Here is a 23,246-nt window from a genome sequence, read left to right as displayed (position 1 = left end):
CATGACGGACGCGATGGGCTCTCCTCTGGTGGATGCGGCGCTGCACCCGGTCCGCGGCCACATGGCCTTCGAGAGCTGCGTGGAGCAGCTCGGATCGGCCATCAGGCTCGGGATCTTCCGGGTGGGGACGAAGCTGCCCGGCGAGCGCGAGCTCGCCGAGAAGCTCAGCGTCTCCCGCGCCACCCTGAGAGAGGCCATCAGCGCCCTTCGCGCCGCCGGGCTCGTCACGACGACCCGAGGGCGCGGAGGGGGCACCGTCGTCCTCCCGGCCGCGGAGCAGTGGCCGGCAGACCAGACCCCGCCGCGACGTGCCGAGATCGACGACGTCATCGTGTTCCGCTCCATCATCGAACCGGGCGCCGCGTATCGCGCGGCCCTGACCGACCTCGATGCGGCGCAGCGCACCCTCCTCACCGACAGCCTCGCCGACCTGTCCGTGGCCGAGACCCCCGCCGACTACCGGCAGGCGGATGCCCGGCTGCACCTGGCGATCGCGACGGTCTGCGGATCCGATGAGCTGGCACGCTCCTGCAGCGCCGTCCAGGTGCGGATCCACCAGCTGCTCGCCGAGATCCCCTTCCTCAAGACCAACATCGACCATTCCGAGACCGAGCACCGCGCCATCGTCGCGGCGATCCTGGACGGCTCCGCCGACCGGGCCCGCGACATCATGACCGCGCACTGCGACGCCACTGCCGCGCTGCTCAAGGGCCTTCTGAAGTAAAGGACACCGCTGCACATGACCTCCTCCGACCTCACTGTCCCCGTCCGCAACGACCGGATGCTCACCGTCGAGCAGCTGCGCGGGCGGATCCTCGACGGCTCGCTCGACACCGTGATCCTCGCGTTCACCGACATGCAGGGGCGGCTGCAGGGCAAGCTCCTGCACGCGCGCTTCTTCCTCGACTCGGTCCTCGGGCACGGCACCGAGGGCTGCAACTACCTGCTCGCCGTGGACGTCGAGATGAACACCGTCGACGGCTACGCGCACGCCTCCTGGGCAGACGGCTACGGCGACATGGAGTTCGTGCTGGATCTGGCGACCATCCGGCTGCTGCCGCATCGTCCTGGCACGGTCATGATCCAGTGCGACCTCGCGGGGACGAACGGCGACGCCGTGCGGGTCTCGCCGCGCGAGATCCTGCGGGCGCAGACGGAGCGCGCGGCCGCTCACGGCTGGAAGGCCCTCGCCGGCACCGAGCTCGAATTCGTGATCTTCAACACGCCGTACGACCGGGCGTGGGACACCGGCTATCGCGATCTGGAGCCGGCCAACCGCTACAACATCGACTATTCGATCCTCGGATCCACTCTCGTCGAACCGCTCCTGCGCGAGATCCGCAACACCATGTACGCGTCGGGGCTGAACGTGGAGTCGGCGAAGGGGGAGTGCAACTTCGGCCAGCACGAGATCGCGTTCCTCTACGACGAGGTGATCACCACGGCCGACAACCACGCGTTCTACAAGACCGCGGCGAAGGACATCGCCCGCCAGCACGGCCAGTCGATCACGTTCATGGCGAAGCCGAACCAGCGCGAGGGCAACTCCTGCCATGTGCACATGTCGCTGCGCGGCAAGGACGATGACGCCCTGGTGTTCTGGGATGCGGAGCGCGGTGCCCGCACAGCGCTGTACGACCACTTCATCGCCGGCGTGCTGGCGACCATGCGCGACTTCACGCTCTTCTACGCGCCGAACATCAACTCGTACAAGCGATTCGTGAAGGGCTCGTTCGCACCGACGGCGGTCGCCTGGGGCATCGACAACCGCACGAGTTCCGTGCGCCTGGTCGGCCGCGGCGCGGGCGCGCGGATGGAGAACCGCCTTCCCGGCGGCGACATGAACCCGTATCTGGGGCTCGCGGCGATGCTCGCGGGCGGCCTGTACGGCATCGAGCACGAGCTGCCTCTGGAGCCGGAGACCAAGGGCAACGCGTACGAGTCCGGAGCACCGACCGTGCCGTCGACCATGCGCGAGGCGCGCGAGGCGCTCGCCCAGTCCGCCATCGCGAACGAGGTGTTCGGGGAGGACGTCGTGCGGCACTACGTGAACTACGCGGACGTCGAGATCGCCGCCTTCGACGCGGCGGTCACCGACTGGGAGCTGCGCCGCGGCTTCGAGCGGCTGTGAACAGGTTCATCGGAGACTTCGAAAGGCTGTGGGCATGAGGATCCCTTCTTCCCGCTATGGCGCGGCCGGCGCCTTCACCGTGCTGAACCCCGCCACCGGACACCCGGTGGGGGAGGTCGGGCTCGCGGACCTCGCCGAGACCGATGCGGCGATCGAGCGCGCCCATCGCGCATACCCCGCGTGGCGGGCGATCGCCCCGGGCGAGCGCGCGAGGCTGCTGCGTGCGTTCGCGAGCGTCGTCGAGGCGCACATCGACGAACTCGCCGCGCTCGAGGTCGCCAACGCCGGCCACACGATCGGCAACGCGCGCTGGGAGGCCGGCAACGTCCGCGACGTGCTGAACTACTACAGCGCGAGCCCCGAGCGGCACTTCGGCAAGCAGATCCCCGTGGCGGGCGGCATCGACGTCACGTTCCACGAACCGCTCGGCGTGGTCGGCATCATCGTGCCGTGGAACTTCCCGATGCCGATCGCCGGCTGGGGGTTCGCCCCCGCGCTCGCCGCAGGCAACACGGTGGTTCTGAAGCCCGCCGAGCTCACTCCGCTCACCGCGATGCGCCTGGGTGAGCTCGCGCTCGAGGCCGGGCTGCCCGAGGGCGTGTTCACCGTCATCACGGGCAAGGGCAGCGTGGTCGGCGACCGGTTCGTCACGAACCCCCTCGTGCGCAAGGTGTGCTTCACCGGATCCACCGAGGTGGGCAAGGGGATCATGCGCGGCTGCGCCGATCAGATCAAGCGCGTGACGCTCGAACTCGGCGGCAAGAACGCGAACATCGTGTTCGACGATGCGGACCTCGAGGCGGCGGCCGCGGCGGCCCCGGGCGGAGGTCTCGACAACGCAGGGCAGGACTGCTGCGCCCGCTCTCGGATCCTCGTGCAGGAGAACGTCTACGAACGCTTCCTCGAGCTGCTTCAGCCCGCCGTCGAGGCGTTCCGGGTGAAGGATCCGTCCGCCGAGGACGCGGAGATGGGACCGATGGTCTCGGCGCGGCAGCGGGACGCGGTCGCAGCGCACCTGGACGGCGCCGACATCGCGTTCCGCGGGCGGAGTGTCGAGGGCGCGGACTGGGACGGCGGGTTCTGGCTCGCTCCCGCCGTGGTGCTGCCGCGCAGCGCGAGCGACCCGGTGTGGGCGCAGGAGCTCTTCGGCCCCGTGCTGGCCGTCATGCCGTTCCGCGACGAGGCCGACGCGATCGCCAAGGCCAACCACACCGAGTACGGCCTGAGCGGATCCATCTTCAGCCGCGATATCGGCCGCGCCCTGCGTGTGGCCCGCGGCGTGGAGAGCGGCAACCTCTCCATCAACTCGCACTCCTCGGTGCGCTACTGGACCCCGTTCGGCGGGTTCAAGCAGTCCGGGCTCGGGCGCGAGCTCGGACCGGACGCGCCGGACTCCTTCTCCGAGGTGAAGAACGTCTTCATCTCGACGTACTGAACCCCTCCCCACACAGCGAAAGGCAACACAGGAATGGGAAAGCTCGAAGGCAAGGTCGGTGTCATCACCGGCGGCTGCAGCGGTATCGGACTGGCGACGGCGAAGAAGTTCGTGGCGGAGGGTGCGAAGGTGGTCATCGGCGACCTGGACGAGGCGAACGGCCCCCGCATCGCGGAGGAGCTCGGCGGCGTGTTCGTCAGGGTGAACGTGACCGATCAGGCCGAGGTGGAGAACCTGTTCAAGGTCGCGCACGACACCTACGGCCGCATCGACATCGCCTTCAACAACGCCGGGATCTCGCCCGCGTCCGACGACTCGATCCTGAAGACCGGGATCGACGCCTGGAACCTGGTGCAGGAGGTCAACCTGACGAGCGTCTACTACTGCTGCAAGGCGGTGCTGCCGTACATGCTCGAGCAGGGCAGCGGATCCATCATCAACACCGCATCGTTCGTGGCGATCATGGGCGCCGCGACGTCGCAGATCTCGTACACGGCCTCCAAGGGCGGCGTGCTCGCGATGACCCGCGAGCTCGGCGTGCAGTTCGCCCGCAAGGGCATCCGCGTGAACGCGCTCTGCCCCGGCCCCGTGAACACCCCGCTGCTGCAGGAGCTCTTCGCAAAGGACCCCGAGCGCGCCGCCCGCCGTCTCGTGCACGTGCCGATGGGGCGCTTCGCCGAGCCGGAGGAGATCGCGAACGCGGTGGCGTTCCTCGGCAGCGACGAGTCGAGCTTCATCACGGCGATGGACTTCCTCGTCGACGGCGGCCTCTCGAACGCGTACGTGACGCCGCTGGATTCGGACTTTGACTGACACGCGCCCCGTCATCGGGCTCACGACCTACCGCCAGGCCGCCGACTGGGGCACCTGGCGGCAGGTCGAGGCCGACCTCCTGCCGAGCGACTACGCGCGCTCGATCGAGCGCGCGGGCGGCGTGCCGCTGCTCCTGCCCCCGGTCGCGGCGGCGGGCGCCGCGGGCGACGTGCTCGCACGCCTGGACGGGCTCCTGATCGCGGGCGGCGCCGACGTGAACCCGGCCCGATACGGGCAGGAACCGGATCCGAGTGTGGTGCGCTGGTACGACGACCGCGACGCGTGGGAGCTCGCGCTGCTCGCCGAAGCGGAGCGGATCCGCCTGCCTCTGCTCGGGATCTGCCGTGGCATGCAGCTCATGGCGGTCGCCGCCGGAGGGACCCTCGTGCAGCACCTGCCCGACGTGGTCGGCCACGGCGAGCACGGGGGCGGGCCGACGTCGTACGGCTCGGCTGCGGTGCGCATCGATGCCGAAGGACGGGTGGCGGAGCTGGTGGCGCCCGAGATCACGGTCCCCGTGCACCATCACCAGGCCGTCGCGGAGCATCCGGGCTATCGCCCGGTCGCGCATGACACGGATGGCGTGCTGCAGGCCATGGAGGGCGAGGGCGATCGATTCGCGGTCGGAGTGCAGTGGCATCCCGAGACCGATCAGGATCCCGGCCTCTTCGACGGACTGATCGCGGCCGCGAAGGAGCGCATGCGCAGCCGCTGATACCGCCGGTTCGGCGTGTGGAGCCGGAGCCGGAACCTCGTCGGCGGCTATGATCGTTCGAGCACGACGAGCAGGAGAAACGTGGCGAAGAAGACGAAGGACGACACCCCGATCGGGCCGACCGGGCGTCCCTACCAGGGCTTCCCCATCCCCGCTCCGCTGAAGGCTCACGGCCCCGCGCGCATCATCGCCCTCTGCAACCAGAAGGGCGGCGTCGGCAAGACCACGACGTCGATCAACCTCGCTGCGTCGTTCGCCGAGTACGGCCGTAAGGTGCTCGCCGTCGACTTCGACCCGCAGGGCGCGCTGTCGGCAGGCCTCGGGATCCCGACCCACGACATCCCGACGGTCTACGACCTGCTGCTGGACACCAAGCGCGATCCGCGCGAAGTGATCATGCACACCCACGTCGAGGGCCTCGACCTGATCCCCGCGAACATCGATCTGTCCGCCGCCGAGGTGCACCTCGTCAACGAGGTCGCTCGCGAGACGATCCTCTCGCGCGTGCTGCGCCAGGTCGCGGGGGAGTACGACGTCATCCTGATCGACTGCCAGCCTTCGCTGGGTCTGCTCACCGTGAACGCGCTCACCGCTGCGCACGGCGTGCTGATCCCGCTGGAGTGCGAGTTCTTCGCGCTGCGCGGCGTCGCCCTGCTCATCGAGACGATCGACAAGGTACGCGACCGGCTGAACCCGTCGATCATGCTCGACGGCCTGCTCGCCACCATGTACGACGCGCGCACCCTGCACTCCCGCGAGGTGCTGGAGCGCGTGGTCGAGGCATTCGGCGACGATGTGCTGGAGACCGTGATCGGGCGCACCGTCAAGTTCCCCGACGCCTCGGTGTCGGGCGTGCCGATCACCGAGTTCGCGCCGGAGCACCCCGCCGCACAGGCGTACCTGCGACTGGCCCGGGAGCTGGTCGCCCGTGGCGCCGTCGCCTGACTCGGACGCATTCGCGCCGGAGACGGCGGAGCCCGGATCGGTCCCCGAGGTCGCCTCCGGGTTCCGCGTCTCACTGTCGAACTTCGACGGTCCGTTCGACCTGCTGCTGAATCTCATCTCGAAGCACGAGATGGACATCACCGAGGTGTCGCTGAGCAAGGTCACAGACGAGTTCATCGCGTACCTGCGCGAGCTCGGCCCCGACGAGGATCTCGACGAGACGAGCGAATTCCTCGTCGTCGCGGCGACCCTGCTCGACATGAAGGTCGCCGGGCTCCTGCCGCAGGGCGAGCTCGTGGATGCGGAGTCCGTCGCGCTCCTGGAGGCCAGGGATCTGCTGTTCGCGCGCCTGCTGCAGTACCGCGCGTTCAAGGAGGTCTCCGCCTGGTTCGCCCGCAGCCTGCAGTACGAGGACCGGCGCCACGCCCGCGCGGTGCGGCTGGATGAGAAGCACCGTGCGCGCACGCCGGAGCTGGTGTGGACGCTCAGCGCCGCGGACTTCGGCACGCTCGCCCTGCTCGCGTTCGCGCCGAAGGAGATCCCCACGGTCGGCCTCGACCACCTGCATGCGCCGCTCGTGAGCATCCGCGAGCAGGCCGCGATCGTGGTCACGCTGCTGCGCAGCGCCGAATCCGTGACGTTCCGCGAGATCGTGGCGGGGGCTGTGGAGCCCGGGATCGTGGTGGCGCGCTTCCTCTCCGTGCTCGAGCTGTACCGGCATGCGGCGCTGAGCTTCGAACAGCTGGAGCCGCTCGGCGAGCTGACCCTGCGCTGGTCGGCCGAGCACTGGACCGACGAGATGCTGGCCACGTTGGGAGCCGACTATGACCGATGACACCATGACCGATGAAACGGTGACCGATGACGCCGTGACCGTGGAGCAGCCGCTCACGGAGAAGCTCGAGGCGATCCTGCTCGTCATCGACGAGCCGCACAGTCTCGTCTCGCTCGCCGCGGCCGTCAGCGCGCCCGTGCCGGCGGTGCGCCAGGCGATCGAGTCCCTCGTCGACGAGTACGACGGCCGAGGGCACGGCCCGCGGCGCGGCTTCGAGCTGCGCGAGGTCGGCGGGGGCTGGCGGCTCTACGTGCGCGAAGACTACGACGACCTGGTCGCCGACTTCGTGGGCGGGCAGGCACCGGCAAGGCTGTCCCAGGCAGCGCTGGAGACGCTCGCCGTGATCGCCTACAAGCAGCCGGTGACCCGCAGCCAGGTGGCCTCGATCCGGGCGGTCAACGTCGATTCGGTGGTGCGCACGCTGCTGGGGCGAGGGCTCATCACCGAGCTGTTCCAGGACTCCGAGACGGGCGCGATCAACTACGGCACGACCGACGCCCTACTGCAGAATCTCGGCATCAACTCGCTCGACGAGCTGCCGCCGATCTCCCCGCTGCTGGACGACGGCTCCGAAGGCTTCGACGAGAGGATCGCCCGATGACCCCCGCCCCCGCTGACCCGTTCGCCGCCCCTGAGGGCGTGCGGCTGCAGAAAGTGCTCGCGAACGCCGGCGTCGCGTCGCGTCGGGTGATCGAGCAGTACATCGTCGAGGGACGGATCAGGGTGAACGGATCCGTCGTCACAGAGCTCGGCCGACGGATCGACCCGGAGAACGATCTCGTCGACGTCGACGGCACCGCCGTGCAGTTGGACACCGGCAAGCGCTACGTCATGCTGAACAAGCCCACCGGCGTGGTCAGCACGATGAAGGACGAGAACGGCCGGCCGGATCTGCGGCGCTTCACCAAGGACTACGAGGAGCGTCTGTACAACGTCGGTCGCCTGGATGCCGAGACCAGCGGGCTGCTCATCCTCACGAATGACGGAGATCTCGCCCACGTACTTGCGCACCCCTCGTTCGGCGTGACAAAGGTCTATATCGCGAAGGTCGAGGGCACCGTCACCGCGCAGACGATCGCGAAGCTCACCCGGGGTGTCGACCTCGAGGACGGACCGATCGCCGCCGACAAGGCCCGCCTGCTGGATTCGTCCGCGGGATCCAGCCTCGTCGAGCTCACGCTGCACTCCGGACGCAACCGGATCGTGCGCCGCATGCTCGCCGCGGTCGGACACCCGGTCACCGAGCTGGTGCGGCGCCAGTTCGGCCCGCTGCACCTGGGAACGCTCCCTGCGGGGAAGTCCCGCGAACTGACTAAAATCGAACTCGGCGCGCTTCTGACCCTGTCGCGCCAGGATTCCCCCGCAGAAGGCGCGTCGAATGCGCCGGTGACCGACCGGGGAGACGCGCAGGAGAACGAGTGAGCGACACGAGCAGGACGCCGATCGAGCGTGCCGCGCGGCTGTCCGGAACCATCCGGATCGTCGGCGCGGGGCTTCTCGGCGCCAGCATCGGGCATGCCCTGACGGCGAAGGGCGTCGACGTCGCCCTCGCCGACACCTCTCCCGCGCAGCTGCGCCTGGCGATCGACTACGGCGCGGGCCGTGCCGCGCGGACCGACGACGCCCCGTCGCTCGTGGTGGTCGCCGTGCCACCGGACGTGACGGCCGATGTCATCGAGGCGGAGCTCGCCCGGTTCCCGGATGCCGTGGTCACCGACGTCGCGAGCGTCAAGCTCGAACCGCTGCGCGTGCTCCGCGAGCGCGGCGTCGACCTGACGCGCTACATCGGATCCCATCCGCTCGCCGGTCGCGAGCGCGGGGGAGCGATCTCGGCGCGGGCCGACATCTTCATCGGACGCCCGTGGGTGGTGTGCCGCGACGAGGAGACCCGCGCCGCGGATCTCGCGCTCGTCGAGGGCCTGGCGCTCGACCTCGAGGCGATGCCGCTGGAGATGACGCCCGAGGAGCACGACCGCGCGGTCGCGCTGACCTCGCACGTGCCCCAGGTCGTGGCGAGCCTGCTCGCCGCCCGTCTCGCCGACGCCGAGGACGGCTCGCTCCGTCTTGCCGGTCAGGGCGTGCGTGACACCACTCGCATCGCCGCGTCCGCGCCCGAGCTCTGGGTGCAGATCCTCGGTGCCAACGCGGCACCCGTCGTCTCGGTGCTCGATGCCCTCGCGGCAGACCTCGCCGAGGTCGCCGACGCGCTGCGCGAGCCGGACCGCACCGGATCCCGGCGCACGGTCGCCGAGGCGATCCGGCACGGCAACGAGGGCGTCGAACGCCTGCCCGGCAAGCACGGCCAGAACCGCCGCTTCGAGTCGTTCGTGGTGATGATCGACGACACCGCGGGTCAGCTCGGCCGCCTGTTCGGCGAACTCGGCGAGCTCGAGGTGAACGTCGAGGACCTGCGCCTGGAGCACTCGCCGGGCGCGCAGTTCGGCCTGGCCGAGATCAGCGTCACCCCCGCCGCACTCCGTGGCGCGGTCGAAGGACTCGAGGCCAGGGGATGGCGGATTGCGAGCATGCCCGATGACTGACCCTTCGACGAGCTCAGGGCCCTCGGCGCAGGCGCCGTTCATCGTCGCGATCGACGGCCCCGCCGGTTCCGGCAAGTCCAGCGTGTCCAAGGCCGTGGCGCGACGCCTCGGCTACGGCTTCCTGGACACCGGCGCTGCGTACCGCGCGCTGGCCTGGCACGTGCTGGACCGCGGCGACGACACCGCCGACGAGGCCGCAGTGCTCGCCGCCGCCGCCGACTTCCCGTTCACTCAGGGGCTCGACCCGGACGATCGCCTCGTGCATGTGGGAGCGACGGACGTGACGGAGGCGATCCGCGAACCGCGCGTCTCGGGCGCCGTGAGCGGCGTGGCCCGCGTGCCCGCCGTGCGCGTGCAGGTCAACGACGCGTTCCGCCGGATCGCGCGAGAGGCCGCCTACCCCGCCGTGGTGGTGGAGGGGCGCGACATCACGACGGTGGTCGCCCCCGACGCCCCCGTTCGGATCCTTCTCACGGCGGCCCCTGAGGTGCGCGCGGCGCGCCGGGCTGCGGAACTCGATGCGGAGGATGCGGGTGCGGTCGCCGCTGCGCTGCATCACCGTGATGCCAAAGACAGCGCGGTGGTGGACTTCCTCACCGCCGCGGAGGGAGTGGAGGTCGTGGATTCGACCGATCTCGACTTCGAGGAGACCATCGATGCCGTGATCGCGGTGATCGAGCGACGTGCGCCCGGAGCGCAGCGAGGAGCCGACAATGGCTGACGAAGAAGAATACGAGGGCGGCGAAGACCGCCTCGCGGAGAAGCTGGACGCGATGGACGAGGAGCTCGTCGAGTCGCGCGCCGCGACCCTGCGGGCGGGCCTCGACGACTACGACCTGGACGATGAGGATGCCGAGCTTCTCGCCGGCCTCATCGAGGGCGAGGACGGGATCCAGTACCTGCCCGCGCTGCCCGTCGTCGCGATCGTGGGCCGGCCGAACGTCGGCAAGTCCGCTCTCGTGAACCGGATCCTGGGCCGTCGCGAGGCGGTCGTCGAGGACACCCCCGGTGTCACACGTGACCGCGTCACGTACAAGGCCGAGTGGATGGACCGGCGCTTCACGCTGGTCGACACCGGCGGCTGGGAGCCGGACGCGAAGGGAATCGACCGCTCGGTCGCTGCCCAAGCCGAGGTCGCGATCGACCTCAGCGACGTGGTGATGTTCGTCGTCGACGCGATGGTCGGGGCCACCTCGACCGACGAGCACGTCGTGAAGCTGCTGCGCAAGAGCGGCAAGCCCGTCTTCCTCGTCGCGAACAAGATCGACGACGCTCGGCAGGAGCCCGAGGCCGCGGCTCTGTGGAACCTGGGTCTCGGCGAGCCGTACCCCGTTTCCGCGATCCACGGTCGCGGCGTCGCAGATCTCCTCGACGCGATCATGGAGAAGCTGCCCGAGGTCTCCGCCGTCGCCAAGGGCGAGATCGGCGGACCGCGCCGGGTCGCGATCCTGGGTCGTCCGAACGTGGGCAAGTCCTCGCTGCTGAACAAGGCGGCAGGGGAGGAGCGGGTCGTCGTCAACGAGCTCGCCGGCACCACCCGCGACCCCGTGGACGAGATCGTGGACCTGGGCGGCAAGCTGTGGCGGTTCGTGGATACGGCGGGCATCCGCCGCCGCGTGCACCTGCAGCAGGGTGCGGACTTCTACGCCTCCCTGCGCACGTCGACGGCGCTGGAGAAGGCCGAAGTGGCCGTGGTCGTCCTCGATGTGAGCCAGTCGATCAGCGTGCAGGATCTGAACATCATCGACATGGTGCTGGAGTCGGGCCGCGCGCTCGTGCTCGCGTTCAACAAGTGGGACCGCCTGTTCGACGACGACATGGAGAACCAGGACCGCCGCCGGTACCTGGAGCGCGAGATCGAGCAGGACCTGGCGCACGTCGCCTGGGCTCCGCGCGTGAACATCTCGGCGAAGACCGGCCGTCACCTGGACAAGCTGGTCCCCGCCCTGGAGAAGGCGCTGGAGAACTGGGACCGCCGGATCCCGACGGGCAAGTTCAACGCCTTCCTCACTGAGCTCGTCGCCGCCCACCCGCACCCGCTGCGGGGCGGCAAGCAGCCCAGGATCCTGTTCGGCACACAGGCGTCCACGCGCCCGCCGACATTCGTGCTGTTCACGACCGGGTTCCTCGACCCGGGCTACCGCCGGTTCATCCAGCGGCGCCTGCGCGAGCTGTACGACTTCGAGGGCACGCCGATCGTGATCAACATGCGGGTGCGCGAGCGCCGGCAGCGCTGACGGACAGTCCGGCGCCCGCGGACTCGCGGGCACCGGACGGCTCATCCCTGGCGGGAGGCGCGCACCATCGCGGTGCGGTCGGGCTCGGTGAACCCGAACTGCCGGTAGAGGCCGTGCGCATCGCTCGTGAAGAGCGTCCAGCGCATGTCCGCGCCCGGGCCGTCGTCGATCATGAGCTGCATCATGCGCTTGCCGAGGCCGTGGCCGCGGTGCGCGTGGTCGACGTAGACGTCGGCGAGGTAGGCGAACCCGACGCCGTCGGAGACGGCACGGGCGAAGCCGACCTGCTCGCCCGTGTCGGAGCGGTAGACGCCGACGACGCGCCACGCGTTCGCGAGCTGAGTCTCCACGTCGGCGCGCGTGCGCCAGCGACCCCAGTACACCTCGGTCGAGAGCCAGGTCCACACGGCGTCGGTCTGGATGCGGGAGGGATCGTCGTCCAGTTCGTAGGCGTCGCTCATGAGCACCATTCTTGCAAGTGCAGGAGTGCAACGTTCCGTCGCACAGGGCGATCGAATGACGGGGTGTGGAAAGGTGGAGGCGTGACGATCGTCCTCCCCGAGCCCGGCGAACCCCGGCGCCCACACGGCCCGCTGAACAGCGGCGACGCCTGGGTGGTGGCTCCGACGGGGGAGCGATACTGGGGCAGGTACGGAGCCGCGGGGCTGCTCGCGTACGACCGTGAGCGCGGCGTGCTGCTGCAGCATCGGGTCGCGTGGTCGCACCATGGCGGAACCTGGGCTCTCCCCGGCGGAGCCCTGCATGACGGGGAGTCGGCCCGCGAGGGCGCGATCCGTGAGGCGCAGGAGGAGGCTGGCGTTCCCGACGACGCTGTCCGTGCGCGGTTCGAGAGCGTGCTGGATCTGGGGATCTGGAGTTATACGACCGTGGTCGCCGACGTGGTCGCGCCGTTCGAGCCGGTGATCAGCGATCCCGAGAGCCTGGCGCTGCAATGGGTGCCGGTGGACGAGGTGGATCGTCGCCCGCTGCATCCGGGCTTCGTCACCGCATGGCCGCAGCTGCGCGCCCTGCTGGACGTGCGACCGGTCGTGGTCGTCGACGCCGCGAACGTCGTCGGATCCGTGCCGGACGGCTGGTGGAAGGACCGTGCCTCCGCGACGGCACGTCTCCGCGACCGGCTGGACGCCTGGGCGCGTCGAGGCGTCTCCGCCGATCGGGTCGCGCTGGATTCGACGCGCTGGCACCCACGGGTGGTGCTCGTCGCCGAAGGTGCGGCGCGGGACGTCTCGGATCCCGCCGACAGCGCCGACGTGGCGTGCGCCGTCGAGGTCGTGCGGGCTCCCGCAGCCGGTGATGACGCGATCGTCGATGTCGCCGCCGAACACCTGGCTTCGGGCGACCGCGTGTTCGTGGTCACGAGTGATCGCGGCTTGACCGCACGCATCGAGGCGCTGACGGGCAACGGCGATCCCGTCGAGGTGCGGCCCGTGCGCTGGCTGCTAGAGCAGCTCGAGGAGGCGGTGCAGCCGATCGGCGAGTAGCGCCGACATTTCCGCCGACGGGCGCACTCTCGTGGGCGCGTCACACGAACATGACGCGGCGCGAGGCGCGGTCGTCGTAGGTGCGACCGAGCGGGCTCGTCCACCGCACCGTGCCGTCGGGGAGCTGGTGCGCCGTCCAGCGATGAGTGTCGCTGAGATCGGGATGCTTGAGCGGATGGTGCCCCGGACAGAAGTCGCTCAGATTGGTGAGTTCGGTCGGCCCGCCGCGCGCGTAGTCGTGGTTGTGATCGATCTCGCAGCGGTGGGCCGGGGTGTGGCATCCGGGGAAGCGGCAGCGCTGATCCCTGGCCCGCAGGAAACGTCTCATCGCGTTGGTCGGGGTGTAGCGGTCGACCTTCGTGACCATTCCGGAGTGATCCAGGAAGAGCCGGTTCCATCCCGTGGCCCGGCCGGCGAGTTCGCGGGCCGGGCCACGGGATGAAGCGGTCCGTGCCCGTCGAGCTCGGCGAGCCGGTCGTCCTCGCCAGCAAGGGTGGTGGCCGCGACCGTCACCTGGACGGTAGCGGTGACGCGGTCGAGACCCGTTCCCAGAGCCTCGGAAGGGGAGGAGGCGAGCAGCAGATCGATGAGGGCGTCGGCCTCGATCTGCCGGCGGGTGCGTCCATCGGCTGCGACGAACTCGGGCCGGGCGTCCGGGCCGACCTTGCTGGCCTCGCAGGTGTCGGTCTCGGGGTCGTGGAGGTCGTGATCGGGATCGAGCGCGTACGTCCCTCCAGAGGCGATCAGGTCGTAACTGTCCAACCGCGGGTCGTCGGGGTGCAGATCCTCGGGGAAGGGGAACTCCTCGCGGTCTGCACCGGCGAAGCGTTCGACGGTCGGGTCGGAGAAGAGGTGATCGAGTTCGGCGTCATGACGGGTGCGGCCGGCGGCGGCGATCGCTGTCGCGAGCCGGGTGAGGCGATCCATGATCGCGACGGCATACACCTCCGGCAGCACCGCCGTCAGCAGGGCGAGGCCGTCGTCGAGCGGGCGAACCGTCACCTGGCGCTCGGACGCCGCCCGCGCGTGCCGTTCCCGGATGCTCTCCCCGGCGAGAGTCGCGGCGATCTGCTTGGCATAAGGGCGCGTGCGGGACGGCGTCTCCTGCTCGGCGACGGCCAGAGCCGCGGCCGTATACATGGCGAGTGTCTCGGCGCCCAGGCGGCCGTTGAGCACGGCCTCGCGCACGGGCGCGGCTGCGGCGATCAGCACGCGCACGTGCTGAATCGTGATCGTGCCCTGTCGCAGTGCGTCGCGCAGAGCCGGGAAGAACTCACTCATGGCGGCCGCATCGTTGAAGCCGAGTTCAGCGGCGGTCTTGGAGATGCGCGCAGCGGCGGAATACTCCGCGATCATCGACCGGCGGATCATGTCGCGATGCACCGGTTCGGCGCGCACATCCGCGTCGAACAGCTCGGCCCGGGCGGCCAGCAGATCGGAGGCTTCGGCCTCCAGACGGGTGATCTCGGCCCGCTTCGCGAGCCAGGCATCCAGCAGCGCACCGCGGTCGGCGGTGGTGGGGAGCGGGGCCTCTGACATGCCCCCAGTTTAGAACAAAAATACGAAGAACGGAAGACTGTGGAAGACATTCCCGCCCGGAAGTGAGGTGACGGGCCGGCGACCGCTCAGTCGTGATCGCGACCGCGCAGGCGGTCGATATCGCGGCGCTCGCGCTTGGTGGGCCGACCCGCGCCGCGGTCTCGCAGGCCCGCGGCGGCGACCGGATCACGCGGCGGGGTGCGGTCCTCGGCCGCGACGGCGGCGAGCGGTGCGCCGACGCGTTTGACGAGCGTCTGGCGGACGATCAGGATCCGATCGAACCCGCTGATACGGATCCGCAGTTCGTCGCCGATCTTCACGGTCTGCGCGGCCTTGACCTTGTCGCCGTTGAGGCGCACGTGGCCGGCGCGGCAGGCGGTCGTCGCTGCGGAGCGCGTCTTGAACACGCGCACCGCCCAGAGCCAGCTGTCGATGCGGACAGGGCCGCTCGCCCACGGCTCGACGTTCATACGGGCAACCCACTGTCGCGGTCGGCGAGTGCGACGCGTGTCTGCGCCGGTGTCGGGTCCTGTCGGCGCAGCGTCAGCAGCGCTCCGGCCACGATCAGGCCCTGTCCGATCGTGTACGTGACCATGACCGCGGGGCTCGTCCAGTCGGGCATCGCGTCGGGCAGGAACAGGCGGAACGCGAGGATCGTGTCACTGGAGAGGAAGAAGGTGCCGCCCCAGGCGATCATCGCCCGGCAACGCGCCGACGTCGCCGCCGTGCCCGCCAGGACGATGCCGTACGCGCCGACGGCTGCGAGCAGCGATCCCGTGTGCGGCCCGAGGATCGCGATCATGAACAGCCACCACAGCACGTAGACGACGGTCCACATCGGAAGCCGGCGCACGCGCAGGTGGCGCAGGAACAGCAGGATGTAGGCGAGGTGCGCAACGCCGAAGAAACCCAGCATGAGCGGCAGTTCGGGCGCGAACGGGAAGAACAGCCCCGCCTCATCGCCGAGCCAGGAGAAGAACAGCGCCACGATCAGCAGGAATGCGGCACCCCGTGGCGCCAGCGACTTCCAGGCCAGCAGCACGGGCAGCGCGAGCAACGGCATGAGCAGTGCCTTGGTCGGCGTGATGAGCGGACTGTGCGTCGCGTTCGCGATCACGTGGACCGCGGAGGCCACGATGTACGGCGCGAACGGCCACAGGGCGCGAAGTCGGGTGCGGCTCTGCATCCCTCCATCGTAGGAGTGCGGTGGTGCGTGACCCACCGTGACCGGATCCGCCGGCATCGCTATGCGGCGAGATTCAGGCTCACCAGAGGCCGCCCGGAGCGCAGCTCGCCGACGACGGCGAACCCCGCGGTGAGGAAGGTCGACAGCGCCCCGTGGAACAGGTCGTTCGATGACACCTTGACGGCGGAGGTGTCGACCGGATACCCCTCGATGATGCGAGCGCCCGACTCGTGGGCGTAGTCGACGGCTGCCGCGAGCAGCGCCGCGTTCAACCCTTTGCCGCGCTGATCGCGGCGCACCGAGAAACAGGTCACGGCCCACACGTCGCCGTCGTCGAGCTGCTCCTGCGTCGCGGCGACGATGGTGCGGGTGTTCACGATGCGTGCCTGTCCTGGCCGGGGGCCGATGCGGATCCAGCCCGCAGCCTCGCCGTCGACATAGGCCACGATCCCGGGCGGCGGGCCGGTCGTGATCTCATCCCGCAGGATCTCGACCCGCTGTTCCTTCGTGGTCGCGTTCCAGTCCTTGTTGCGCAGCACGGGCCACACGCACTGGCAGGACGCGCCGTCGCCGCCTCCCGTGAGCGTCCGCTGTACGTCATCCCACTCCGTGGGCGTCGCTGCCTTCGTCGTGATCGTGGTCATGATCCCGACCCTACGCGGGGCCGTCGACATCCGCGCCGCGCCCGGACCGCGTCGGTTTCGCGGAGCCCTCAGGAGTCGGCTACGATAGGGGAGTTGCCCGCGCTCCGGTGCGGTCGTCCACGGGCTGTGGCGCAGCTTGGTAGCGCACTTGACTGGGGGTCAAGTGCGGTAACGACTGTTTCCGGCCGAAAAGTGAACAACGGGATGTGGCGCAGCTTGGTAGCGCACCTGACTGGGGGTCAGGGGGTCGCAGGTTCAAATCCTGTCATCCCGACAGAAGAGCCCAGGTGAGAGCCTGTTTCTTGCCTGGGTTTGGCCGTTTCCGTAGTCCTCTTCGTAGGGGTTTATGGAAGCGACCGCGGGACGTTGGGCACCCGTTCGAGGCCGTGACGGTTGCTGTTGTCACGAGCCGGGACCTGGCCGGGACCTGCAGCCCGATCTCGCATCGATCCACAACCATTTTCGTCGCCCGGTGCTGCGGTCTGATGGGTGTTGGCAGGAGTCTCGTGGGTGAGAGTTTCTTGTCCGTCGAGGGGTGCATTCTTGTGAACACCCTCCAGCAGGTCTCCGGCGCCGCAGGCACAGCCTTGTCCATCACCCTGCTTAACGTCTCCGGGACTGCCAACGCCTGCGACAACCCACTAAACGCGTTGGCCGGCGAAGTGGGGACCGCTCAGGCAGCAGGCAGGACAGCGTTCTAACGCCGGCGGTCGTCGCAGTCCACGTCCTGGGTGATGCGCTCATGCTGTCAGGAATGTTGCTTTCAGGTAGGAGCGTGTTGCTGCGCGGCGAGAGTTCTGTAGAGGTTGCACTTGTCGAGGAGCTCGTCGTGTGTGCCGACGTCCACGATGCGGCCGTGCTCCATGAGGATGATCTTGCCGAAGGCGCGCACCTCCGCCAGACGGTGGCAGGCCATGACGATGGTCTTCGACCCTGCACGCTCCCGCAGCAGCGCCGACAATCCCTCGGCGGAGATGGCATCGAGGCTCGATGTCGGTTCGTCAAGGAGCAGCATCCCTCGGTCGGAGAGCAACGCTCGGGCAACCCCAAGCCGCTGCCGCTCACCTCCTGAGAGGTTGCTTCCTGACACTGCGACGGGTCGGTCGAGGACATCACCGCCCATGCTGTCGAACAGCCCCACGTCCCCCAACGCCTGCAAGAGCGCGTCGTCCGGAAGGCCGCGCTGTTCGATGTCGAGATTGTCCCGAACAGTTCCTCCTACCGGCGGCGAGTTCTGCGGCACCCACGCCATGTGAGCTCGGTGGTCGCCGAGCGGAACATTGCTAGCCGGCACTCCACGCACACGGATGGTCCCGCTGCTGGGTTCGTAGAACCTCTCGAGTAGAGCGAACACGGTGGACTTCCCAGAACGAGAGCGACGTGCTCACCCTCCCGGATAGCGATATCGAGCGGCCCGATGCGAGTAGCTGGCCCGGTCGACGCCTGCGGATACTCGAAAGTGACGTTCTCGAGTTCAATGAGAGTCTCGCCGCCGCGCCTGACATCGGCGTGAGCGCCGCCCGACAGAAGATCGCTCTCCTGCAGCGCGGAGACGATTTCATCGACGCGGTCTATCGCCGCAAGTCCCGTCTGGATGCTCACAAACGTCGACCCGACCTGAGAGACCGGTCCGACCATCATCATCAGGTACATCATGAACGCGATCAGCCCTCCGAGTGAAAGGCTCCCCTCAGCCACCCGCACACCACCGAGAGCAAGCGTGACGATGAGGAGCGCTTGAGTGGCGAGGGTAATGACCGGTTGCATGTACGCACCCAACCGCGCCACCTTGATCGCGTTCGTCCTGACGTCATTAGCGTCGGCTGTAATGAGGGCAAGCTGCTGTCCACTCACTCCGTAGGCTCGGATCAGCGGCAGCGCAGTCAGCGTGCGTACGAAGCTGCCTGCGAGCGTCGCGGTCGCCGCCTGAGTTCTCCCGGACGCTGAGCGCACCAGCCGCCCCATGGCGGTGGACAACACCGTAGCAACCACGGTGATCACCATCGACAGAGCGAACAGAATCGGGTCGATAGTGGCCATGAGGACGGCCGCGACCGCGAAGGTGACGACCGCAGCGAGGAGTTTGCATACACCCGTCGTCAGAACGGATGATGATGCGGCGGTGTCGGAGATCATCCGAGAGAGGAAGCGTCTGCTGCACGGATGGGTGACAGTTTCGGTTAGGCCGCGAGGGCCAGGGTTTGGTTCATGATGGTCTCGAACTCGACGGGTGTCAAACGTCCGAGTCGGGCTTGCCTGCGCCGGCGGTGATAGGTCCTTTCGATCCAGGTCACGATCGCGATGCGCAGCTCCTCCCGGGTGGTCCAGGAGCTGCCGGATCCGTCGTTTCGCTTTCGCTAATTCAACATTCTCCGGCGTTGTCGCTCCGGGACGCTCTCCGCGATCGATCTGATCCTGCTTGACCCAGTTATGGATCGCGGCCGCGCTGACAGCCAGCTCGACCGCAGCGGTCGTGACAGGCTTACCCGCTCGGACAAGCGCCACGGCGCGTCTTCGGAACTCGACAGGAAATGGTCGCGGCATGGGCTGAGCCTCTCAGAACAAGCCCGATCCTCAGAGCGTTGCAGGTACCAAACTGTGGGGCACGTCATTGGAGTCAACCAAACCGTCAGCAGTCCCGCGCTTCGCGACGGCCGCGTCAAAGACGGGTCAGGTTTCGTTCTTACCGTTGATCGGGGTGGGGGGCGAAAGCGCGGTCAAAGGGCTCGGAATGAGGAAAACGGGGTCGAGTGACTCGCCTGGCGAGTACATGCCACCGAAGACTGCCGATCCTGGCTGGGTGAGTTTCGCCTCCCAGCGCCGTCGACCTTCATCGTGCCTCCCGGCAGGTTTCTCGATGAGTTCTGCGACCGCGGTTCTTGATAGTTGTCCGTTTGCACCGCGGGTCGCAAAGCTCAGCCTTAGAGTGCGTCGGTTTTCCTCGAGCCATGGATCGGCAAGCAGAAGATCCAGAATTCCGCCGTGGGCGGTGAACTGCACGCTCCCCGCGAACTCCATGGTCGTCGCCGCCGTACTGTCGGCCGAGGCATCAGCGCTGAAGCTTGGAAAAACAAATCGATTGTCACTCGTTGATGCGGCGCCCCCACCAACCGACGCGCTCGCTCCAGGTTGGCGGGCGACATAGCGGACGAAGGTGGCCCTGACGCCCCACAGCAGTGCAAACTCTGTCATCTCAGCCCTCCGTGCTTTGCCGCGTGGCTCCGACTGATCACCTAGCGAACCAGCCACACTACCGCGACGATCACGTAGCGAGCCGTCGATGCTTTATAGTAAAACAAACATCTGTTAGTTTCAAGCAATGCCGTCGGCGGCGATCAGAGACTCATTGCGAGCAAGCGGCTCGATCCACGGTGCGTCGCCACCGCCTGGAGTGCCACCCCATCGGCCCGAGCAGATGTCTTCACCGTTTAACGAATAGCACGTCCCAAGGAGACGACATGGCTTCGACCTACATCTACGACGCGGTCCGAACCCCTTTCGGGCGGGCGGGTGGCAGGCTTTCCTCTGTCCGTCCGGATGATCTGGCGGCGATCGTCATGCGAGAGACGGTCGCGCGCGCTGGTCTCGAGCCCATGCAGGTCGATGACGTCATATTCGGCGGCGCGAATCAGGCGGGGGAGGACAACCGCAACGTCGCCCGATTCGGTGCGCTGCTCGCAGGCTTCCCCACGAGTGTCCCGGGCGTCACAGTCAATCGACTTTGCGGATCTTCAATGGAAGCCGTGATTCAGGCATCGCGCGCCATCGAATCGGGTGACGCCGACATCGTTCTAGCAGGCGGAGTGGAATCGATGAGCAGGGCACCCTTCGTCCTTGAGAAACTGCCTCGCGCCTGGCCGGTTTCGGGGAACCAGACGATGTGGAACACGAGTATCGGCTGGCGCATGGTTAACCCTGCACTTCCCTCGGCGTGGACCATATCCAACGGCGAGTCAGCGGAGAAGCTCGCGCGGATCTACGGGATTGACCGCGAGGCGCAGGACGAGTTCGCCGTTCGTAGTCACCGCCGTGCGGCACAAGCATGGAGCGCGGGAGTCTTCGACTCGGAGATCGTGCAGGTCCCAGGAGCCGTCGTGTCGCGCGACGAAGGCATTCGTGACGACACTTCATCGGACAAGTTAGCCGCACTTGCGGCATTGTTCGACGCAGAGGGAAGTGTGACGGCTGGGAATTCCTCGCCGATCAGTGACGGAGCATCGGCGATTCTGCTCGGCGCCGTCGACTCGGTCGACATGGAGCCGCTTGCGCGTATCGCTGGACGAGGAGTCTCAGCCTGTGCCCCCGACGTCTTCGGCATTGCCCCCATCGAAGCGGCGAACATGGCGCTTCGTCGCGCCGGTCGCTCGTGGGACGAAGTCGATGTCATTGAACTCAATGAAGCTTTCGCTTCTCAGTCCCTGGCGTGCATCGCCGGCTGGCCTGAGATAGACCCGGAGATCGTGAACGTCCATGGAGGCGCTATTGCGGTGGGGCATCCGCTGGGTGCGTCAGGTGGGCGAATCATCGGACACGCGGCACACGAGCTCCGTCGAAGAGGCGGCGGTGTCGCTGTTGCCGCGCTCTGCATCGGCGTTGGTCAAGGGCTGGCGGTCGTCCTAGAGCGCTGAGCTGCGTAGGGCGAACCGAAGATGCGCTTAGCGCCGCGGATCCGGCGCTAGAGGTTAGCCAGCGCGCGCAGGCCGTCGACGAGAGGGGTCGTGGGTCGGCCGATCAGGCGTGACAAGCTGCCGTCGCTCTCGGAGAGGGCGCCGTTTCGAATACTGGCATCCAGAGACACGATGAAATCGATCGTGCCCGCATCGAACCCAGCCGACTTCAGCGCCGCGGCGTGTTCGTCGGTGGAGAGCGGCCGGTACGAGGCCGGGCGACCGGTGACCTCGCTGATGGCCTCCGCGAGTTCGTTGTAGTCCCACGCGACGTCGCCGCCGAGCTCGTACACCTGGCCGATATGACCGTCGCCGAGCAGGACGGCGGCTGCGGCGTCTGCGTAGTCCCTGCGTGTGGCCGAAGCAACGCGTCCATCACCGACGCTCGCCGCGAAGGCCCCGGTCTCACGGACGCGATCGACTTCGTTGGAGTAGTTCTCGGTGTACCAGTTGTTGCGCAGGATCACAGCCGGGAGTTGCGCGGCAGCGATCGCCTCTTCTGTCGCCTTGTGTTCGGGTGCCAGGATCAGATCACTCGTGGTCGCCTTCGGGGCGCTCGTGTACACGAACTTGGCGACCCCCGCGGTGGCTGCCGCATGGATGACCGCATTGTGCTGCGCGGCTCGTCTGCCCACTTCCGAGCTCGAGATCAGCAGCGCGGTGTTGACCCGTTCGAATGCTGCCTCGACGGTCGAGGGCTGCGTGTAGTCGAGGGTGACGACGGTGACGCCGGATTCTGCGAGATCGGCGACCTTGGCAGCGTCGCGGGCACCGGCAACGATGTGCTGCGGGTCGACGCCGCGTTCGATGAGGCTCTGGATGACGAGGCGTCCGAGCTTGCCGCTCGCGCCCGTGATGAGAAAGTTCATGCGACATCTCCTTTTCTAGTGGTTGGGTAAGACGCCAAAGGCGGTGGTGATCGGCGCGCGCCTCATGACGGGTCATGGTGTCGAGAGGAACGGGTTCGCCGGGCGGAATCCCAGAAGCTCGTCCATCTCATGCTCCACGGCGACGATTTCCAGCTCCCGTTCCGGTTCGACGATGTAGCCCCCGCAGAAGTGCGGGATATCCACCAAGGACGGCGGAACAAGCCCTGCCGCGGCCAGGCGGCCGAAAGTAGATCTGATCTCAGGTACTGACCTCGATCCCAGAGCGATGTTGGCAACTCCCTGATCGGATGATCGATAGTCGTCGGGGCGGGGCCTGCCGGGATCTCGATAGGCCACTATTTCGACCGCGACCTCGTTCAGGAGGAAAACCGCGCCCGCGCGTTCGCGACCCCCGAGGCCCCACAGTGCTTCGTGCTCGGCAGAGTGCAGCGACTCGAGTCGAATGGTCACCGCCCCGGGAGCGACGATCTCGCTGTAGTACTTGCGGGCGCCCTCGAGGTCGGACACTGACGTTGCCGCATACACCAGGGCGGGCGACGTGGGGTGGCACCATGGGGGTGCTGCCGCTCGTTCCATCAGTTCGACGACGACTCCCACGTACGGTTCGCGGAACGCGACGCGCCGTTCGCCGGGTGCTCCGCTCGGAGGGGCCAAGGCGGTGATACCCATGGCGAAGAGCGCGTCCGTGATCGCATCCAGATCATCGACGACATACCCGCAGCGCGTCCAGCCGCGATCTGCGGGATTCCAGTCCGCCGGCAGAGGACGTTGCGCGGGATTCGTGTGGTGGAAGAACTCGAGCTGGAAAAAAGGCTGCGGGCCGACCATCCACCACATGATCGCTCGGCTGTCGGCTTCCAGTCCCTGCGTGCGGATCGCCTCACCCCAGAGCCCTTGGCCCCCGGCATTCAGAAAACCTAGCGCCTCGTGGAACCGCAGGGAACCCGCGAGATCGCTTGAATTCATACCGATCTGGATGACTTGAACCATGTTTCCGCCAATCCGTCGCCCGCGGCGGTAGCACGCGGTGATGCCGCCCGGCTTCGGTGCATGTGGACGGCTGGGGAGAGGCTATCGGGCGCGCCGCGATCGAGTCAACCGATCGATCGATAGATGTTATCGCGTGATGCTCGGCGAGTCACGACCGGTGTGTCCCCAGAGAGCCAT

At 68.0% G+C, this 23,246-nt stretch carries 25 protein-coding genes, 1 tRNA gene and 2 pseudogenes; 15 read left to right on the top strand and 13 right to left on the bottom strand.

All coding sequences use genetic code 11. From position 1 onward, the window contains the following. Nucleotide 1 precedes the first annotated feature (1 nt). From ACTJI8_RS20155 to der, 12 genes are all read left to right on the top strand, one after another. A complete protein-coding gene (locus ACTJI8_RS20155; RefSeq protein WP_440735217.1) occupies nucleotides 2-724 on the top strand; it encodes a FadR/GntR family transcriptional regulator in 723 nt (240 codons plus the stop codon). Nucleotides 725-739: 15 nt separating this feature from the next. Beyond that, nucleotides 740-2,131, top strand: coding sequence for a glutamine synthetase family protein (locus ACTJI8_RS20150; RefSeq protein ID WP_440735216.1), 1,392 nt, complete (start codon nucleotides 740-742; stop codon nucleotides 2,129-2,131). A gap of 34 nt (nucleotides 2,132-2,165) precedes the next feature. Further along, nucleotides 2,166-3,566, top strand: coding sequence for an aldehyde dehydrogenase family protein (locus ACTJI8_RS20145; RefSeq protein ID WP_440735215.1), 1,401 nt, complete (start codon nucleotides 2,166-2,168; stop codon nucleotides 3,564-3,566). A 33-nt stretch (nucleotides 3,567-3,599) separates the two neighbouring features. Then, nucleotides 3,600-4,379: a 3-oxoacyl-ACP reductase gene (locus tag ACTJI8_RS20140; protein WP_440735214.1), complete on the top strand. Its 780-nt coding sequence runs from the start codon at nucleotides 3,600-3,602 to the stop codon at nucleotides 4,377-4,379. Continuing rightward, nucleotides 4,372-5,094 carry a gamma-glutamyl-gamma-aminobutyrate hydrolase family protein gene (locus ACTJI8_RS20135; RefSeq protein ID WP_440735213.1) on the top strand — a complete coding sequence of 241 codons (723 nt, stop codon included), beginning with the start codon at nucleotides 4,372-4,374 and terminating at the stop codon, nucleotides 5,092-5,094. The genes ACTJI8_RS20140 and ACTJI8_RS20135 overlap by 8 nt, the downstream gene beginning before the upstream one ends. Nucleotides 5,095-5,175: 81 nt before the next feature. Continuing rightward, nucleotides 5,176-6,039, top strand: coding sequence for a ParA family protein (locus tag ACTJI8_RS20130; RefSeq protein ID WP_440735212.1), 864 nt, complete (start codon nucleotides 5,176-5,178; stop codon nucleotides 6,037-6,039). Beyond that, nucleotides 6,023-6,874: a segregation and condensation protein A gene (locus ACTJI8_RS20125; RefSeq protein ID WP_440735211.1), complete on the top strand. Its 852-nt coding sequence runs from the start codon at nucleotides 6,023-6,025 to the stop codon at nucleotides 6,872-6,874. Before ACTJI8_RS20130 ends, ACTJI8_RS20125 begins: the two co-directional genes overlap by 17 nt. A 4-nt stretch (nucleotides 6,875-6,878) precedes the next feature. After that, entirely contained in the window at nucleotides 6,879-7,475 is a 597-nt protein-coding gene (gene scpB / locus ACTJI8_RS20120) for an SMC-Scp complex subunit ScpB (RefSeq protein ID WP_440735237.1), read from the top strand. Continuing rightward, a complete protein-coding gene (locus ACTJI8_RS20115) occupies nucleotides 7,472-8,296 on the top strand; it encodes a pseudouridine synthase (protein WP_440735210.1) in 825 nt (274 codons plus the stop codon). The genes scpB and ACTJI8_RS20115 overlap by 4 nt, the downstream gene beginning before the upstream one ends. Continuing rightward, nucleotides 8,293-9,414, top strand: coding sequence for a prephenate dehydrogenase (locus tag ACTJI8_RS20110; RefSeq protein ID WP_440735209.1), 1,122 nt, complete (start codon nucleotides 8,293-8,295; stop codon nucleotides 9,412-9,414). The genes ACTJI8_RS20115 and ACTJI8_RS20110 overlap by 4 nt, the downstream gene beginning before the upstream one ends. Then, entirely contained in the window at nucleotides 9,407-10,135 is a 729-nt protein-coding gene (cmk, locus tag ACTJI8_RS20105) for a (d)CMP kinase (RefSeq protein WP_440735208.1), read from the top strand. The genes ACTJI8_RS20110 and cmk overlap by 8 nt, the downstream gene beginning before the upstream one ends. Beyond that, complete coding sequence (gene der / locus ACTJI8_RS20100; RefSeq protein ID WP_440735207.1) at nucleotides 10,128-11,651, top strand: ribosome biogenesis GTPase Der; 1,524 nt, start codon at nucleotides 10,128-10,130, stop codon at nucleotides 11,649-11,651. Before cmk ends, der begins: the two co-directional genes overlap by 8 nt. A 41-nt stretch (nucleotides 11,652-11,692) precedes the next feature. Here the strand turns inward: der and ACTJI8_RS20095 are convergent, their stop codons facing one another. Continuing rightward, the gene (locus tag ACTJI8_RS20095; RefSeq protein WP_440735206.1) at nucleotides 11,693-12,112 is read right to left on the bottom strand and encodes a GNAT family N-acetyltransferase; all 420 of its coding nucleotides are present in this window, start codon (nucleotides 12,110-12,112) and stop codon (nucleotides 11,693-11,695) included. 81 nt (nucleotides 12,113-12,193) lie between these two features. On the opposite strand from ACTJI8_RS20095, the gene ACTJI8_RS20090 reads away from it, so the two are divergent. Next, nucleotides 12,194-13,153 (top strand): NUDIX domain-containing protein, encoded by a 960-nt coding sequence (locus ACTJI8_RS20090; RefSeq protein ID WP_440735205.1) that lies wholly within the window; start codon nucleotides 12,194-12,196, stop codon nucleotides 13,151-13,153. A gap of 40 nt (nucleotides 13,154-13,193) precedes the next feature. Here ACTJI8_RS20090 and ACTJI8_RS20085 read toward each other — a convergent pair whose 3' ends face one another. From ACTJI8_RS20085 to ACTJI8_RS20065, 5 genes are all read right to left on the bottom strand, one after another. Beyond that, on the bottom strand, nucleotides 13,194-13,520 hold the full coding sequence (locus ACTJI8_RS20085) for an HNH endonuclease signature motif containing protein (RefSeq protein WP_440735204.1): 327 nt from the start codon (nucleotides 13,518-13,520) through the stop codon (nucleotides 13,194-13,196). Then, entirely contained in the window at nucleotides 13,478-14,692 is a 1,215-nt protein-coding gene (locus ACTJI8_RS20080) for a DUF222 domain-containing protein (RefSeq protein ID WP_440735203.1), read from the bottom strand. The genes ACTJI8_RS20085 and ACTJI8_RS20080 overlap by 43 nt, the downstream gene beginning before the upstream one ends. An 86-nt stretch (nucleotides 14,693-14,778) precedes the next feature. Next, nucleotides 14,779-15,162, bottom strand: a complete 384-nt coding sequence (locus ACTJI8_RS20075; protein ID WP_440735202.1) for an RNA-binding S4 domain-containing protein — start codon at nucleotides 15,160-15,162, stop codon at nucleotides 14,779-14,781. Beyond that, the gene (locus ACTJI8_RS20070) at nucleotides 15,159-15,878 is read right to left on the bottom strand and encodes a lysoplasmalogenase family protein (RefSeq protein WP_440735201.1); all 720 of its coding nucleotides are present in this window, start codon (nucleotides 15,876-15,878) and stop codon (nucleotides 15,159-15,161) included. The genes ACTJI8_RS20075 and ACTJI8_RS20070 overlap by 4 nt, the downstream gene beginning before the upstream one ends. Before the next feature lie 59 nt (nucleotides 15,879-15,937). Further along, nucleotides 15,938-16,522: a GNAT family N-acetyltransferase gene (locus ACTJI8_RS20065; RefSeq protein WP_440735200.1), complete on the bottom strand. Its 585-nt coding sequence runs from the start codon at nucleotides 16,520-16,522 to the stop codon at nucleotides 15,938-15,940. A gap of 200 nt (nucleotides 16,523-16,722) precedes the next feature. Between ACTJI8_RS20065 and ACTJI8_RS20060 the strand changes: the two genes are divergently transcribed. After that, a tRNA-Pro gene (locus ACTJI8_RS20060) sits at nucleotides 16,723-16,796 on the top strand. Nucleotides 16,797-17,285: 489 nt separating this feature from the next. Here the strand turns inward: ACTJI8_RS20060 and ACTJI8_RS20055 are convergent. From ACTJI8_RS20055 to ACTJI8_RS20035, 5 genes and pseudogenes are all read right to left on the bottom strand, one after another. Continuing rightward, nucleotides 17,286-17,831, bottom strand: coding sequence for an ATP-binding cassette domain-containing protein (locus tag ACTJI8_RS20055; protein WP_440735236.1), 546 nt, complete (start codon nucleotides 17,829-17,831; stop codon nucleotides 17,286-17,288). Further along, entirely contained in the window at nucleotides 17,741-18,658 is a 918-nt protein-coding gene (locus ACTJI8_RS20050; protein ID WP_440735235.1) for an ABC transporter transmembrane domain-containing protein, read from the bottom strand. Before ACTJI8_RS20050 ends, ACTJI8_RS20055 begins: the two co-directional genes overlap by 91 nt. 44 nt (nucleotides 18,659-18,702) lie before the next feature. After that, nucleotides 18,703-18,849 (bottom strand): annotated as a pseudogene (locus ACTJI8_RS20045) (IS3 family transposase); the annotation flags it as partial. Nucleotides 18,850-18,910: 61 nt separating this feature from the next. After that, a pseudogene (locus ACTJI8_RS20040) lies at nucleotides 18,911-19,066 on the bottom strand (transposase); the annotation flags it as partial. A 126-nt stretch (nucleotides 19,067-19,192) separates the two neighbouring features. Continuing rightward, nucleotides 19,193-19,714 carry an HtaA domain-containing protein gene (locus ACTJI8_RS20035; protein ID WP_440735199.1) on the bottom strand — a complete coding sequence of 174 codons (522 nt, stop codon included), beginning with the start codon at nucleotides 19,712-19,714 and terminating at the stop codon, nucleotides 19,193-19,195. 266 nt (nucleotides 19,715-19,980) lie between these two features. On the opposite strand from ACTJI8_RS20035, the gene ACTJI8_RS20030 reads away from it, so the two are divergent. Then, entirely contained in the window at nucleotides 19,981-21,150 is a 1,170-nt protein-coding gene (locus tag ACTJI8_RS20030) for a thiolase family protein (protein WP_440735198.1), read from the top strand. A gap of 47 nt (nucleotides 21,151-21,197) precedes the next feature. On the opposite strand, the gene ACTJI8_RS20025 is transcribed toward ACTJI8_RS20030, so the two are convergent. Both ACTJI8_RS20025 and ACTJI8_RS20020 read right to left on the bottom strand, forming a co-directional pair. Further along, a complete protein-coding gene (locus ACTJI8_RS20025; protein WP_440735197.1) occupies nucleotides 21,198-22,058 on the bottom strand; it encodes an SDR family oxidoreductase in 861 nt (286 codons plus the stop codon). Nucleotides 22,059-22,130: 72 nt separating this feature from the next. After that, complete coding sequence (locus ACTJI8_RS20020) at nucleotides 22,131-23,069, bottom strand: VOC family protein (RefSeq protein WP_440735196.1); 939 nt, start codon at nucleotides 23,067-23,069, stop codon at nucleotides 22,131-22,133. Between the last annotated feature and the right edge of the window lie 177 nt (nucleotides 23,070-23,246).

Source organism: Microbacterium sp. 22303 (genome assembly GCF_052045265.1).
Classification (GTDB): domain Bacteria; phylum Actinomycetota; class Actinomycetes; order Actinomycetales; family Microbacteriaceae; genus Microbacterium.
Note: the sequence above shows the minus strand (reverse complement) of the source record. Positions and strands in the feature narration are given on the sequence as shown.